We start from the raw sequence: 14820 nt of genomic DNA, 5'->3' as shown, positions 1-14820 counted from the left end.
GGCGGATAAATGAAAGATAAAGCCGGCAAATATATAGTTAAAGGTGTTTTTCTTTTAGAAGTAGCACTCGCAATATTTATCGTCTTTGGGGTAATAGTTGGTTCTGTAGATCTTTTCAGGTATATTAAAATGATATATTTAACACCTCCGTTACAAACGTTTCCACTGTTTAAAACTTTTCTAGACCACGCACTTTTGCTGGTAATAGGTCTTGAGCTGGTTATAATGCTGGTTCAGCACACACCGTCAAGCATAATCGAAGTTTTGCTTTTTGCAACGGCCAGGAAGATGATTATAGAAGCTACAACAATGTTCGATATACTTATGGGAATAGTATCAATAGGTGGATTGTTTGCCATTAATAAATTTTTTGCTCTCGGAAAGATTGAAGGAGGCATATGGTCCAGGAGTAAGCTAAAAGGTAAAGAGTACAAACTAGAGGATGGTGTGAAATGAAATTCAAAGTATTAAAATGGGCTGAAGACTGCAAGGCTAGAACAGGTCTTCTCGAAACACCGCACGGTATAATAGAAACACCGGTGTTTATGCCCGTTGGAACCCAGGCTACGGTCAAAACCTTAACTCCCGATGAACTGGAACAAATAGGTGCAAAAATCATCCTCAGCAACACCTATCACCTTTACCTTCGCCCGGGCCACAGGATAATTGAAGAAGCTGGAGGGCTGCACAGATTTATGAACTGGGAGGGCTCCATCCTTACCGACAGCGGTGGATACCAGGTATTCAGTTTGGGCGAGCTGAGAGAGATAAGAGAAGAAGGTGTAACCTTCAGGTCGCACATCGACGGCTCCCTACACTTTATAAGCCCTGAAACATCGATAGAAATCCAAAATTCCCTTGGAGCCGACATCATAATGGCTTTCGACGAATGCATTCCCTACCCCGCTACCTATGAGTACGTAAAAAACTCAGTAGAGCGGACGACGCGGTGGGCGGAAAGGTGCAAAAAGCACCACAAAAACGAAAAGCAAACTCTTTTCGGCATAGTACAGGGAGGTCTTTATAAAGACCTAAGGGAAAAAAGTGCCAGAGACCTGGTTTCTATGGACTTTAAAGGCTATGCAGTGGGTGGATTGAGCGTTGGAGAGCCGAAAGAGCATATGTACGAGGTACTGGACTATACGGTTCCCCTGCTGCCGGAAGATAAACCCCGGTACCTTATGGGAGTTGGTTCTCCCGATGCGATATTTGAAGGTATAATAAGGGGAATCGATATGTTCGACTGTGTCCTACCTACCAGAATAGCCCGACATGGAACAGTTTTTACGGCCAGGGGAAGACTGGTAGTCAAAAATGCCGCCTATGCAAGAGATTTCTCACCCCTGGATCCCGAGTGTGATTGTTACGTCTGTAAAAATTACACCAGAGCCTATATAAGGCACCTCATCAACGCCAACGAGGTTCTCGGTATAAGGCTGACCACCATCCACAATCTGTACTTCTTACTTTCGCTAATGGAAAAGATACGCCGGGCGATCGAAGGAGGTTACCTTTTAGAATTCAAGCAGGAATTCTTTAAGAAATTCGGTTACGATCAAGGTTCTTGATGGCTTCCGAGAGGATTTTTAAATTCTGTATAGAAATTAAGTATTAGATTATCTTGAAAGAAGGGTGTGGTTGAAAGTTGAATACGACGATTTTTTTACAGCAGTTCGGGCCAATTATACTGATATTCGCGATCTTTTACTTTATGATCATAAGGCCCCAGCAGAAGAGGGAAAAAGAACGCAGGAACATGCTAGACAGCTTAAAAGAAGGCGACGAAATAATTACAATAGGAGGCATTTTCGGGCGCATTTTGAACATTAAAGACGATGTGGTGACCTTAGAGGTTGGAGATAAAGTTAAAATCAAGGTGACCAGGTCCGCCATTGGAAACGTAATCAAAAGAGCTGAAAAAGAAAAGTAATAAAATTCGGGTTCCTGTCATATTCAACCTCCTACTCTAAATAAAGTAGTAATAGAAAGGGAGGTTGAATTTTTATGAAAACTCTTTCCGGTCAAAAAAAGTTATATGTTTTTAGGGTATGCAGTGGAATATTCAACGCCTACCTGCTCACCGTATTTTTCTTCCTTGCGTTGAGCGGAGTGTTGTATTTTACTACGATCTCTGAAGACATAATACCGAAAGCCGTTATTGTGATAGGTGCGTTGAGTATAGCCATTGGCAGCCTGAATGCCACAAGGGACCTGGATCACTCCGGATGGCTTCACGGGGGGCTCATTGGCCTGTTTTACGTAGGAATTCTTATGATTTTGAGGTTTTTTATCGCTCGGGAAGCAGGTTACGATGCTGGAACGTTCGTTGATTTGCTTATGGGATTCCTAATCGGAGCTCTGGCCGGAGCGATAGGAGTCAATCTTTAAGTGCCTTTTCACGGATTAAAGTTTGTGTTATAATTTATAGAGACATTTAAGGCTTATAATCAAAAAGGGAGGGAACTTGAATTGAAACACATAAAAGTAATACATAGGGGAGATCTTTGTCACGAGGATGCTCTAAGAAAAAGCGGATGCGGGGAGTGCCAGGCATCCTGTCAGTCGGCATGCAAAACCTCGTGCACTGTGGCAAATCAGGTTTGCCAGAGGGAAAAAGAGTAAGGCCTTTTCAAAAGGCCTTTTTAAATTTATTGTTTGTTGACAAGCTTATCCATCGAGGGATATAATAAAATTTGCAGTACATGACGGATTGGAGGAGAATTTTTAAATGAGTTTAAGGGCCAGAAGCTTATTAAAAATCGCAGTAATTTTGTTAATAGGCTTTTTTTTAGCTTACATGCTGTATTTCGGTATAAAGATAGGCCCCTATCAGGTAGCACCTGCTAAAAAAGCCATTAAACTGGGGTTGGACCTCCAGGGAGGAATCTACGTTCTGCTTGAAGCAAAACCAAAACCCGGCGAGACGATCACCGATGAAAAGATGAACGCAGCGAAAGAAGTTATAGCAAGAAGAGTGGACCAGCTGGGAGTGGCGGAGCCTGTCGTTGTGAGGCAGGGAGAAAACAGGATAAGAGTGGAACTCCCCGGCGTAAAGGACTCCCAGAAGGCTCTTGAAGTAATAGGGAAAACCGCTTCCTTGCAGTTTATCGGCCCCGACCAAAAGGTTATACTGACCGGCGACAACGTGAGTGACGCAAAGGCGGTATACGACAATTTAAACAGGCCTCTGGTAAGCCTTAAGCTGGATTCGGAGGGTGCGAAGAAATTTGAAGAAGCCACCAAAAAGTTTCTCAATAAGCCCATAGCTATAGTTCTGGACGGCGAAATCATTTCGGCTCCTGTTGTTATGGCTGTTATCACCAACGGTGAAGCTGTCATAGAAGGTATTTCAAGCATAGACGAAGCAGCACAACTTGCCGCGCTCATCAGGGGTGGTGCTCTGCCGATAGATCTGGAGCAGAGAGAGATAAGGTCGGTAGGTCCGACACTTGGAGCGGATTCTCTGGCTAAAAGCCTTAGAGCGGGTATAGTAGGTGTTTTTTTAGTCATGGCCTTTATGATCCTTTATTACAGGATACCGGGACTTATAGCAGATATAGCGCTGATGTTTTATATAATGCTTACACTGATAGTATTTATTATGCTCGATGCTACCTTGACGTTACCGGGTATTGCGGGCTTTATACTCTCGGTGGGTATGGCCGTTGATGCTAATGTACTTATTTTCGAGAGATTTAAAGAAGAACTGCGAAGCGGCAAGACATTAAGAGCAGCCATGGATTCGGGCTTTTACAGAGCTCTGACAACCATAATTGATTCAAATTTAACCACAATCATTGCGGCGCTGGTGCTATTTTATTTCGGTACTGGTCCTATAAAAGGATTTGCAGTAACGTTAATCATCGGTAACATCGCCAGCCTGTTTACCGCAATAGTAGTTACAAGGATCCTGCTGGTCAACCTGATAAATACCAGGCTTATCACCAACAAAAAACTTTTCAGCGCATAAGGGGTGAAGACGGTGAGAGTATACCGGATAATGGAAAGAAAATGGCTATGGTTCGGCATATCACTGGCAGTGATCGCCCTGGGACTGTTTTACCTCGTCACTCGCGGCTTAAACTGGGGTATAGATTTTACCGGAGGAGATATACTGCATTACAATATAGGCCAGCCTTACAGCCTTGACGAAGCAAAAAAGCTCATGGAAAGCTTTAATTTAAGGACTGTTGAAGTAAGAGAGGCTGGGGATGACCGCCAGGAATTAATCGTCAGAACTGTCGTGCTGACGGCCGACCAGCAGAAAAAGATAACTGAAGCCATAAGGCAAAAATGGCCTCAGGCTCAATTGATCCGGGCGGAAAGGGTAGACGCGGTTATAGGTAAAGAGCTTCAACGGCAGGCTTTGATAGCCCTTATAATCGCAAATATCGGAGTGTTGATTTACGTAGCATTTCGCTTCGAATTCAAGTCGGGTGTGGCGGCGATCCTCGCCCTTGTTCATGATGTCCTCGTAATGATAAGCTTTTACGCCATATTCTATATACCCGTCGACACCACGTTTATAGCAGCCATACTCACGGTAGTGGGTTATTCTATAAACGATACGATAGTAATATTTGACAGGATCCGCGAAAACCTGAAAATTATGGGCAAAGCATCTTTCAATGAGATAGCCAATACGAGTATAGTTCAAACATTGGCCAGGTCGATAAACACATCCATAACAACTCTTCTTTCCATAATAGCGCTCTACTTTTTGGGCGGTGAAACCATAAAAGATTTCACGCTGGCGCTCATCGTAGGAATCATGAGCGGCGTCTATTCTACAATATTTATAGCAAGCCCCCTGTGGAGTATGTTTAGGGGCCAACACAGAACTGCTCGGGCTTAAAGAGGGTTTTAAAAAACCCTCTCAGACTGTCGACAAAGTAACTGTCGACAGTCTTTTTTTGCAAAAGCTAGTACAAAAATCATCAGCTTTTTAGTAAAATTAAAGAAGATACAAAAATATTGTGGGGCGATGAAATGTTAACGAAGAAAAATCGAGAAATAATAGAGCAGGTAGAATTAGTAAGCATCGATAGCTTAGTACCTCAAGACCATCTCCTTAGGGCAGTAGAAGAAAGCATCGACTTTAATTTCATTTATGATGAAGTAAAAGACCTATATAGCGAAAATACAGGAAGACCTAGTATTGACCCGGTAGTGTTAATTAAGCTACTCATGCTCCAAGCATTGTATGGAATCCGCTCCATGCGCCAAACCATCAGAGAAGTAGAAGTCAATGTAGCTTACCGTTGGTTTTTAGGCTATGGATTACAAGAAAAAATACCTCACTTTTCAACTTTTGGAAAAAACTATGAACGGCGGTTTAAGGAAAGTGATCTATTTGAAAAGATATTCGAGCGGGTGTTGATGGAAGCAATAGAATGCGGGTTTGTTAAAACAGATGCAGTATTTATCGATGCTACTCACATAAAAGCCAGTGCCAATAAGAATAAATATATCGAGAAAGTCGCTAAGCAACGGACTCAAAAATATAAGGAAGAACTTTTAAAAGAAATCAACGCCGAACGGGAAGCAAACGGTAAAAAGCCCTTTGAAGAAGAAGATGATGATGACGATAACAACAAAGGAGAAAATAGCTCTAAAAAAGTCAGGGTAAGCACCACAGATCCTGAAAGTGGGATGTTTCAAAAAGGGGAAAAAGAGCGCTGCTTTGCCTACACAGCTTCTGTAGCCTGTGACCGGAACAACTTTGTCCTTGGTGTCAAAATAGCACCTGGAAATGTTCATGACAGCCAGGTATTCTCCGATTTATTTCAAGAAGTAAACGATAAATTTTCTAAAATAGAGGCGGTAGTGGTTGATGCAGGCTACAAAACCCCCGGGATATGCAGAGAAATCATTGAGGCAGGAGCGCTTCCCGTTATGCCCTACAAGAGGCCGATGACCAAAGATGGCTACTTTAAAAAACGCGAATACGTCTATGACGAATATTATGATTGTTACATATGCCCCAACAACCAAATATTAGAATACAGCACCACCAACCGGGCGGGATACCGGGAATATAGGAGCAACCCCCAAATATGCTGTAAATGTCCCATGCGCCTACAGTGCACCAAAAGTAAAAATTACACAAAAATCATAACTCGGCATATATGGGAGCATTACATAGAAATAGCGGAAGATATAAGACACACCCAATGGGGTAAAGAACTATACAAAATGCGCGGCCAGACCATCGAGCGGGTATTTGCCGATGCGAAGGAAAAGCATGGCATGCGCTATACAAATCTACGAGGCTTGAGGAAAGTTGGACATTACCTCACGCTTCTTTTCGCATGCATGAATTTAAAAAAGCTGGCTTTATGGAAGAAAAGACGGGGAACGTTTCCGCCAACAGTCCCCGCTTTACATTCGTTTTTCTTAAAAATTTTCTTCGCCTTCAACAAAAAGCCGCTTTTAGGTTATGCATCCTAAAAGCGGCTTTGTCTACAAGCTGAGAGGGTTTTAAAAAACCCTCTTTTTTTTTTTAATTAAAAGGCTTTTTTAGTGGGAAAATATTGTCGTAAGGAGGGATTTGGGTGAAAAGGTACTCGCAGTTAATAAGGCACGAAGGAAACAGCGGGCTTTTCGACATTATAGATGTGGCCATCCTTGCGACCCTTTCCGGGATTCCAATTCATATTCATGCTGAGGGTTTGAGGGGTACCGGGAAAACTACCATAATAAGAGCCTCCCGCAATATTTTCCCAAAAATCGAACGAATAAAAGGATGCGAGTTCAACTGCGATCCGAAAAAACCGCACTGTCCGCTTCATCGCGATCTTTCCCCTGAAGAAATAGAAAAGCTTGGCGTAGAAAAGGTCGATATGCCTTTTCTTGAAATATCAGCTTCCGCCAAAAAGGGCACCGTTGTAGGGAGTATTGACCTTGAGAAACTATCGTCCAGGGAAAACCCTCAGGCTGCACTTCTCCTCGGTACAATACCCAGGGCTCACCGCGGCGTTATATTCGTCGACGAGATAAACCGCTTGGCGGACACCGCCCCGGATATTGTTGATATTTTACTGGATGTCATGGGAACCAAACCCGGAAGGATACAGATAGAAGAAGTGGGACTCCCGGTCGTGGAATTGCCCGTGCAAGTCAGCGTATGGGCTGCATCCAACCCGGACGAAGAACCGGGGCCCTTAGAGGATATCCGCCGCCAGCTTTCCGACAGATTTGATTTTGTCGTCAATGTGGAAAGGCCAAAAGACATAGGTATAGTCCGCAGAATTCTCGAAGGCTCTGACCTGGAAGAAGACATAGATTTGGAAATGAAAAAAGTAACGGGGTTTATCGAAGCACAAAAAAGGCTAAACGAATTTCATCTTTCCGACGCTTTAAAAACCACCCTGGCATCGATATACGTTAATTTTGGACTGGAGAGCATAAGAGGTATAGAATCAATACTCCTCGGAGCCCGGTTAAGGGGAGCGCTTCTGGGGAGAAGTCCAGATATTAAGGATATAATGTATTTGACCAGGTACGCTTTGAAGCACAGGACCGATGAAAAAAATCTGGCTGAAATATTGAAAAACCTGGAAAATAATAATTCAAGAGTGACTGAACCGATACAAAAAACCTTGGCCGAACATTCCGACAGGAGTACCCAGTCGAGAGGTCTTGAGGTAAGCGCTGGCAAAGACAAGTTGAGCGCTTTACGGAGAATTTTTTCGTTTTTTCCCAGAGCTCTGGGCGGGAAAGCTTCGACCGCAACTGACCCTAAATGTATAGAGGTCAAAGCACCACCCCATAAGGCCGTCACGCTGAAGCAGCTGGATTTTAGTGAATGTGTCAAGACGGAGGATGAACTTCGGTGAATTCACCAGTTGAAAAAATGAAAATAGAATTTTCTAAAGGTAGGGGGGTCAGAATCGGCGAGGCGGCTGTAGCCAGCAGAAAAGTCCACGTTATTTCCCCGTACCGACCCCAGGTGGTACACATAATAACCAATTCCGATGCAGGGAAAGTCTTCTACAACAGATTAAATGAGGGAGAAATTTTACACGTGGACTTGTTTCACGAAATCAAAGCCGTAGACGTAAAACTTATTGCTAGGGACTTAATTAATGCTCTGGCCAAAGATAATATGGAGTTTATGGCCGATCGTATAGATATTCAAACGGGCAGCGGTGGAGGCAGGCTTTCAGGCAGCCTGAACTACGGCAAAACTGAAAGCCTTTTGAAGGACCATTTGAATCACGTGCACATTTCAATTTTGCTTGCCGACGATAAACTGGATTTCTTACTTTTTTTAATAGAGAACCTTGAGGAATCCCTGATCAGGCAAAAGGTGGAACTCAGGAGAATTGACAGAATTGTAAACGAAGTGGGTAACACACCCATCGATATGTCCCCTTATGCTACGGACTCGGATTCGTATTTAAAGCAGAGCAACTATAGTGGAAATATACTTCGCAGTAAAAAATATCAGCAGGCGCTTGAACTTTGCGAGTATATGGGCAGCTTGAGGGAACTGGAAGAGATCCTCGAGTTTTTCAATTCCACAAAACGCAGGGATCTTTATGAACTGGAAAAAAAGTACGGGGATCTGGAGCAGATCGTCGAACGCCTCGAAAAGGACAACCTAGTGTTCAGGAATTCGAGAAGCTACGCATTGACGCCTGAAGGAAAACAAATGATAGATTTTATCAGGGCAAACCGGAAAGAACTGGAATCGGGCCTGAAAAAGATCATAAAAAAGATACCTGAAAACAGAGGAGGGTTCATTAAAACCATCAATTCAGGGAGAAAGAATGTCCGGGATACGAAGGGAAGGGCTGTACAAATACCTTATACGAAAACCGATTGGCTGGAGGAAATCGAAGTTGTAGAAACTATCAAGAAAGCCCTTGTCAGGTCCTACTTTGTTGGAGAAAAATTCTCAATTCGGCGCGAAGACTTAGTAACTGTGAAAAGATATCCGGGAAGAGGACAGGACATATGCCTGATCATCGACGCCAGTGCGAGTATGGCCGGAGAGCGCTTGAGAAGTGCAAAAATTTTGGCGAAACATATTGTATTGAAATCCAACAGAAGGGTCAGCGTCCTGGCGTTTAAGGAAAGGAATGTCAGCCTTCACGTACCCTTTACAAAAAATTTCAGTACAATTGATGCAGGTGTGAGCAGTATAACATCTTCCGGGCTTACACCGCTGGCTCTCGCCTTGGATCAAGGCCTTTCATACATGTGCTCCAGGCACATGAAAAACCCCTTGATCATGTTGATTACCGACGGCATCCCCACAGTCCCTATGTGGAGCACAGATCCGGTAAAGGATGCTATCACTGCAGCAGAGAAAATCGGGAAGAAAAAAATAGACTTTTGCTGTATCGGACTGAAACCAAATAGGGACTGCCTTACGAAAATCACCCAGGCCGCCAGAGGCAAACTTTTTGTCGTGGATGAACTGAACCGAGATGTTTTGGTGAACGTTATAAACAAGAGCGGGCAACTGGTATAGTAAAAAATTCATTGATATAAAACCGCCGTTGGTTTATAATTATATGTGTTTTCAAGGATGGGGGTGCCTTAGTGATAGACGGAAACTATGTCTGGGAATTGAATCCTCCGGTAATTCCATCCTTTAGCGCCGAAAATCTCCATCCCGTGATTTTAAAGCTTTTAAAAAGCAGGGGAATAGATAGAAAAGAAGATGTGGTTCGATTCTTAAGAGCATCGCTGGAAGACATGTACAACCCGATGTTACTTAAGGATATGGACAAAGCTGTGCAAAGGGTAAAAAAAGGCCTGGCCGCAGGAGAAAAAATAACCGTATACGGCGACTACGATGTGGATGGAATTACCGGTTGCTGCCTGATGGTAAGGGCGCTTAGGGAAATGGGAGGCAATGTCGATTTTTATATCCCTTCGCGCCTGGACGAGGGTTACGGTCTGAACAAAGAAGCATTAGAAAAAATCGCAAGGGAAGGCACTACTCTGATAATAACAGTTGATAACGGGATTGCGTCCCATGACGAGGTAAGATATGCCAAAGAACTGGGCGTTGACGTCATAATTACGGATCACCACGAACCTCATGAGGTCGTTCCCGATGCCGCAGCCGTGATCAACCCGAAACAGAAAGATTGCCCTTATCCATTTAAAAACCTAGCGGGAGTAGGGGTGGCCTTCAAATTTATCCAGGCCCTTGCGGGTTCTGACGATGAAATATTACTAAAATACCTAGATCTGGCTGCCCTCGGCACCATCGCCGATATGGTTCCCTTAGTAGACGAAAATAGGATAATAGCAAAGCACGGTCTTAACGCACTAAAGAATACCGATAAACCGGGATTATCAGCTTTAATGTCGCAGTCAAGACTCGATGATGCGGAACTAAACGCAGAAAAAATAAGTTACATACTGGCGCCAAGGTTAAACGCAGCCGGGCGGCTATCCGATGCAACGACTGCGGTCCAGCTTCTGCTCACCGATGATACTGAGGAAGCCAGGGAACTCGCAATGGCTTTGGAGGACTTAAATAGAGAAAGGCAGGCTCTCGAAAACAAAATCTACAATGAAGTCAGAGAATACGTAGAAAAAAATATCGATCTTGAAAATGTAAGAGTTATAGTAGCTTCGAGTTCCCGATGGCACCCTGGAGTCATAGGAATCGTGGCTTCAAAGCTGGTACAATGTTACTGCATGCCGTGTATATTGATAGCAGAAGAGGGCGAAGAGGGAAAAGGCTCGGCAAGGAGTATACCGGGGTTCAACATATTTGAAGCTTTAGATAAACTGTCGTATATGCTCGATAAATTTGGAGGTCACGACCAGGCTGCTGGTTTTACCATCAAAGTGAGAGAGATAGGAACATTTCGTTCAAAGATCAATGAACTGGCAAGAGAGATTTCTCGAGAAAAATGGGATATCAGGCTGAATATAGACCTGGAGTTAAAGTCCGAAGACATAAACATGGAGCTGGCCGAACAACTTAAAATCCTGGAACCCTTTGGATTCGGCAATCCAAAACCGCTATTTATATGTAAAAACCTGTCTGTGGAACGGGTCCGTGCGGTGGGGGAAGGAGAAAAACATTTAAAAATATTCCTAAAAAAAAGAAGAAAAGAATTCAGCGCCATAGGCTTTAACCTTGGGGCTTATAAGGATAAATTAGAAATGGCTCCTTTCATCGATGCAGCCTTCTACCTGGAACTCAACGAATGGGAAGGAGTTAGGGAACCTCAGCTCAATCTTAAGGATATCAAAGTGCCCTATCTCAGGGACGAACTTATGATAAAGCTTGAAGAAGAGTATTATAAAAGATTTTTCAATAAAAGCGCAATGTTTGCTGAAAGTTTGTGTTCACCTCCGGATAAGGTAGCTGGTCAAAAAGATAATGCGCGGATGCTAAAATTGGTGAAGGCCAAAGACAAGCGCCAGTACGTCAAGGATTTAATTGAATCGGACAAAAGGGCTATGGTTAAGGTTAACACCCCTTATCAAGCCTGGCGCTTACTGGTTTATCTGAAGAGGTTCGATCACATAAAGTCGAACCTGGGCGTTTTTTTTAATTGGGATGAAGCTGATATAAAAAATAAAAAAAATATCATTTTGATAAATCCCCAAGCGGTGTTTCACCGGCAGGCATTGGACTTTGTTGATGAGATAGTTTTTTATGACACGCCTTTCAGTGTTGAGCTGATGGAGGCTCATATTTTTAATACTTCTTCACTCAGAGCACATTTGATTTTCAACCGGGACGATTTGAGGTATAATTATATGGTGTGCGAGAAACTGCTGCCGCATAAGGACCTTTTTACAGCGGTCTTCGAATTCCTGTACAGGACGTTGGGGAAAGGGCCGGCCAGATTTAGACTCAAAGATATAGGAGGTTTTCTGGGTAAGCCAGACTTTCGGAAAGTGAATTATATAGGGATAATCAATGTGCTAAACATTTTTGAGGAGTTGGGTATACTAAAATACACTCTGGAAGGCGACACAGTACATATAATACAATTTAACGGGCACGTTAAGGGTTTGAGTTGCCGGGTTTCACCTACATACCAAATGCTTTCAAACCTCCGTGCCAAAGTAATAGAATTTTATAACAATTTTTATAAAATACAAGAAATATTGAAACAGGAGGAGATTTAATGGACCTGAAAGAGAAAATTCGCATAATAATGGACTTCCCCAAAAAGGGAATAAGCTTTAAAGACATAACAACGCTCCTAAAGGATGGAGAAGCTTTTAGGACTGCAATTAAGAGCCTGGCGGACCTGGTTAGGGATAAGGATTTCGACCTGGTGGCCGGTCCTGAAGCCAGAGGATTTATCATAGGAGCACCTCTGGCGTATGAGCTCGGAAAAGGTTTTGTTCCCGCAAGAAAGAGGGGAAAGCTGCCTGGGGAAACGATAAAAGCTGAATACAAGCTGGAATACGGCACTGATGTGCTGGAAATGCATAAGGACGCTATTGAGAAGGGACAAAAGGTACTGGTTGTGGATGATCTTTTAGCTACCGGAGGCACAATATTCTCTACAATAGAATTGGTGGAAAAACTGGGCGGGATCGTTACCGCTGTAGCTTTCTTGATAGAATTGACCGAATTAAAGGGACGGGAATGTCTGTCTAATTACGAAGTGGTTTCGCTCATCAAATACTAGGCATGAAAAAAGGGGTGGATCCGTTTGGCAACATTCGACTCCCTGGAAGAACGCATAAAGTCGTATAACCCCTCGGCAGACCTGGAGCTGGTCAGAAGGGCTTACGAGTTTGCGAAAAATGCCCATGACGGCCAGCACAGAGTTTCAGGAGAACTTTTTATTTTCCACCCCTTAGAAGTCGCCATGATCCTTGCGGATCTTGAGCTGGATACCATCACAATCGCAGCTAGTCTCCTTCACGATGTGGTCGAAGATACTAATTATTCTCTTGAGGATATAGCAAAAAACTTCGGTTCAGAGATAGCTCTACTTGTAGACGGTGTAACAAAGTTGAGCAAATTAGAATATAAAACAAAAGAAGAGCAGCAGGCAGAGAATCTTCGAAAAATGTTCCTGGCCATGGCCAAAGATATACGGGTCATCCTCATTAAACTGGCTGACAGGCTGCACAATATGAGGACTTTAAAGTATCTACCCGAGAAAAAACAGAAGGAGATAGCCGTAGAAACCCTTGAGATCTTTGCACCCCTTGCTCACCGTCTGGGTATTTCCAAAATAAAATGGGAATTGGAAGACCTGGCTTTTAGATACCTGGAACCCAATCATTACTACGAGCTGGTGGACAAAGTCGCCAAAAAGAGAAGAGAAAGGGAAGAACATATAAACAACATGATCGCCCTTTTAAGGGAGCGCCTGACAGCCGCAGGTATAAAAGCCGAAATCCAGGGGAGACCGAAACATTTTTACAGTATATATAAAAAGATGAAGGAACAGAACAAATCCTTTGAGCAGATTTTTGACTTGACGGCCGTAAGAGTTATTGTGGATACCGTTAGAGATTGTTACGCTGCACTCGGAGTCGTGCACACCCTCTGGAAACCTATACCCGGCAGGTTTAAAGATTATATAGCAATGCCAAAGCCCAATATGTACCAATCCCTCCATACGACAGTCATTGATTCCTCAGGAGAACCCCTGGAGATACAGATAAGGACCTACGAGATGCATAAGACGGCCGAATACGGTATTGCAGCTCACTGGCGATATAAAGAGGGGAACAAAGAGGACGATTTTGACAAAAAATTATCATGGCTCAGGGAAATCCTGGACTGGCAGAGGGACCTACGCGACGCTAGGGAATTCATGGAATCCTTGAAAATAGATTTATTTGCAGATGAAGTATACGTTTTTACTCCCAAGGGCGATGTAATAGATTTACCTGCAGGCTCTTGTCCAATAGACTTTGCCTACAGAATACACACCGATATAGGCAACCGGTGTGTGGGTGCCAAAGTGAACGGTAAAATGGTTCCCCTGGACTATAAGCTGACAAACGGAGATATTGTTGAAATAATTACGTCATCGCACAGCAACGGACCCAGCTGGGACTGGCTTCAATTCGTCAAATCAACCCAGGCAAAGAATAAGATAAGGCAGTGGTTTAAAAAGGAACGCCGCGAAGAAAATATAGCTCGCGGCAAGGAAATGCTGGAAAAAGAGGCAAAAAGACAGGGGTACGATATCTACCAGCTTATAAAACAGGATTTTATGGATAACCTGTTAAGGCGGCTAAGTTTCCAGAGTATGGATGACCTTTACGCTTCGATAGGCTACGGAGGTATTACGGCAGGACAGGTTTTCCAAAAAATCCTGGAGGAATATAAAAAGAACGTAAAACCGGATAAACCGGTTCTGGAAGCGGTTAGAATCGATTCCAGAGCAAAGCCGAAAAAAGGGGTCAATGAAGGTATTAAAGTAGATGGGGTAGACAACCTGCTGGTTAAATTCTCTAGGTGCTGCAATCCTGTGCCCGGAGATAAAATTGTGGGATATATCACCAGGGGACGAGGTGTTTCGATTCACAGGCAGGACTGCCCCAATGTGCTGAACAACATGTATGACAGGGAACGCCTTATAGAGGTCAAGTGGGATGGTTTTAAAGAAACATCGTATCCGGTAGAAATTGAGGCTTCCGCTTACGATAGGCCGGGAGTGCTTTCGGATGTATTGAATACCTTAGGTGATATGAAGACCACTATAGATTCGGTTAATGCCAGATCTTCCAAAAACGGCATAGCAGTAATAGATCTAGTTCTGGAAATTACCGATAAGCAGCATCTGGAAAATATTATGCAAAAATTGAAAAAGATCAACGGTATTTTTGAAGTAAAAAGGGTGATGAATCAATAGG

Annotated in this window: 13 protein-coding genes; all 13 read left to right on the top strand. The window is 43.4% G+C overall.

All coding sequences use genetic code 11. From position 1 onward, the window contains the following. Positions 1 to 9 precede the first annotated feature (9 nt). The 13 genes from TOCE_RS06870 (at position 10) to TOCE_RS06815 (ending at position 14819) form a co-directional block, all read left to right on the top strand. Positions 10 to 456 carry a hypothetical protein gene (locus TOCE_RS06870; protein ID WP_013276163.1) on the top strand — a complete coding sequence of 149 codons (447 nt, stop codon included), beginning with the start codon at positions 10 to 12 and terminating at the stop codon, positions 454 to 456. Continuing rightward, on the top strand, positions 453 to 1568 hold the full coding sequence (gene tgt / locus TOCE_RS06865) for a tRNA guanosine(34) transglycosylase Tgt (RefSeq protein ID WP_013276162.1): 1116 nt from the start codon (positions 453 to 455) through the stop codon (positions 1566 to 1568). Before TOCE_RS06870 ends, tgt begins: the two co-directional genes overlap by 4 nt. Positions 1569 to 1645: 77 nt before the next feature. After that, positions 1646 to 1930 (top strand): preprotein translocase subunit YajC, encoded by a 285-nt coding sequence (gene yajC, locus TOCE_RS06860; RefSeq protein WP_013276161.1) that lies wholly within the window; start codon positions 1646 to 1648, stop codon positions 1928 to 1930. 74 nt (positions 1931 to 2004) lie between these two features. Next, positions 2005 to 2388, top strand: a complete 384-nt coding sequence (locus tag TOCE_RS06855; RefSeq protein WP_013276160.1) for a TIGR04086 family membrane protein — start codon at positions 2005 to 2007, stop codon at positions 2386 to 2388. A gap of 81 nt (positions 2389 to 2469) precedes the next feature. Continuing rightward, positions 2470 to 2622 carry a six-cysteine ranthipeptide SCIFF gene (gene scfA, locus TOCE_RS11940; protein ID WP_013276159.1) on the top strand — a complete coding sequence of 51 codons (153 nt, stop codon included), beginning with the start codon at positions 2470 to 2472 and terminating at the stop codon, positions 2620 to 2622. A gap of 106 nt (positions 2623 to 2728) precedes the next feature. After that, complete coding sequence (gene secD, locus TOCE_RS06850) at positions 2729 to 3970, top strand: protein translocase subunit SecD (protein WP_013276158.1); 1242 nt, start codon at positions 2729 to 2731, stop codon at positions 3968 to 3970. A 12-nt stretch (positions 3971 to 3982) separates the two neighbouring features. Continuing rightward, positions 3983 to 4855, top strand: a complete 873-nt coding sequence (secF, locus tag TOCE_RS06845) for a protein translocase subunit SecF (RefSeq protein ID WP_049817908.1) — start codon at positions 3983 to 3985, stop codon at positions 4853 to 4855. Positions 4856 to 4989: 134 nt separating this feature from the next. Continuing rightward, on the top strand, positions 4990 to 6450 hold the full coding sequence (locus TOCE_RS06840; protein ID WP_425358462.1) for an IS1182 family transposase: 1461 nt from the start codon (positions 4990 to 4992) through the stop codon (positions 6448 to 6450). A gap of 104 nt (positions 6451 to 6554) precedes the next feature. Further along, positions 6555 to 7838, top strand: a complete 1284-nt coding sequence (locus tag TOCE_RS06835) for a magnesium chelatase ATPase subunit I (RefSeq protein ID WP_013276156.1) — start codon at positions 6555 to 6557, stop codon at positions 7836 to 7838. After that, positions 7835 to 9481: a vWA domain-containing protein gene (locus TOCE_RS06830; protein WP_013276155.1), complete on the top strand. Its 1647-nt coding sequence runs from the start codon at positions 7835 to 7837 to the stop codon at positions 9479 to 9481. The genes TOCE_RS06835 and TOCE_RS06830 overlap by 4 nt, the downstream gene beginning before the upstream one ends. 71 nt (positions 9482 to 9552) lie before the next feature. Continuing rightward, positions 9553 to 12117 carry a single-stranded-DNA-specific exonuclease RecJ gene (recJ, locus tag TOCE_RS06825; RefSeq protein WP_013276154.1) on the top strand — a complete coding sequence of 855 codons (2565 nt, stop codon included), beginning with the start codon at positions 9553 to 9555 and terminating at the stop codon, positions 12115 to 12117. Next, a complete protein-coding gene (locus TOCE_RS06820; protein WP_013276153.1) occupies positions 12117 to 12629 on the top strand; it encodes an adenine phosphoribosyltransferase in 513 nt (170 codons plus the stop codon). The genes recJ and TOCE_RS06820 overlap by 1 nt, the downstream gene beginning before the upstream one ends. A gap of 24 nt (positions 12630 to 12653) precedes the next feature. After that, entirely contained in the window at positions 12654 to 14819 is a 2166-nt protein-coding gene (locus tag TOCE_RS06815; RefSeq protein ID WP_013276152.1) for a RelA/SpoT family protein, read from the top strand. Position 14820 lies beyond the last annotated feature (1 nt).

Origin of the sequence: Thermosediminibacter oceani DSM 16646 (genome assembly GCF_000144645.1) — a bacterium.
In the GTDB taxonomy this organism is placed as follows: domain Bacteria; phylum Bacillota; class Thermosediminibacteria; order Thermosediminibacterales; family Thermosediminibacteraceae; genus Thermosediminibacter; species Thermosediminibacter oceani.
This window is presented reverse-complemented; position numbering and strand designations above follow the sequence as displayed.

Excerpts from the sequence above, each read along its gene's own strand:
- TOCE_RS06855 (WP_013276160.1), top strand. The coding sequence starts at position 2,005 with ATGAAAACTCTTTCCGGTCAAAAAAAGTTATATGTTTTTAGGGTATGC.
- TOCE_RS06820 (WP_013276153.1), top strand. The coding sequence starts at position 12,117 with ATGGACCTGAAAGAGAAAATTCGCATAATAATGGACTTCCCCAAAAAG.
- secD (WP_013276158.1), top strand. The coding sequence starts at position 2,729 with ATGAGTTTAAGGGCCAGAAGCTTATTAAAAATCGCAGTAATTTTGTTA.
- TOCE_RS06840 (WP_425358462.1), top strand. The coding sequence starts at position 4,990 with ATGTTAACGAAGAAAAATCGAGAAATAATAGAGCAGGTAGAATTAGTA.
- TOCE_RS06870 (WP_013276163.1), top strand. The coding sequence starts at position 10 with ATGAAAGATAAAGCCGGCAAATATATAGTTAAAGGTGTTTTTCTTTTA.
- tgt (WP_013276162.1), top strand. The coding sequence starts at position 453 with ATGAAATTCAAAGTATTAAAATGGGCTGAAGACTGCAAGGCTAGAACA.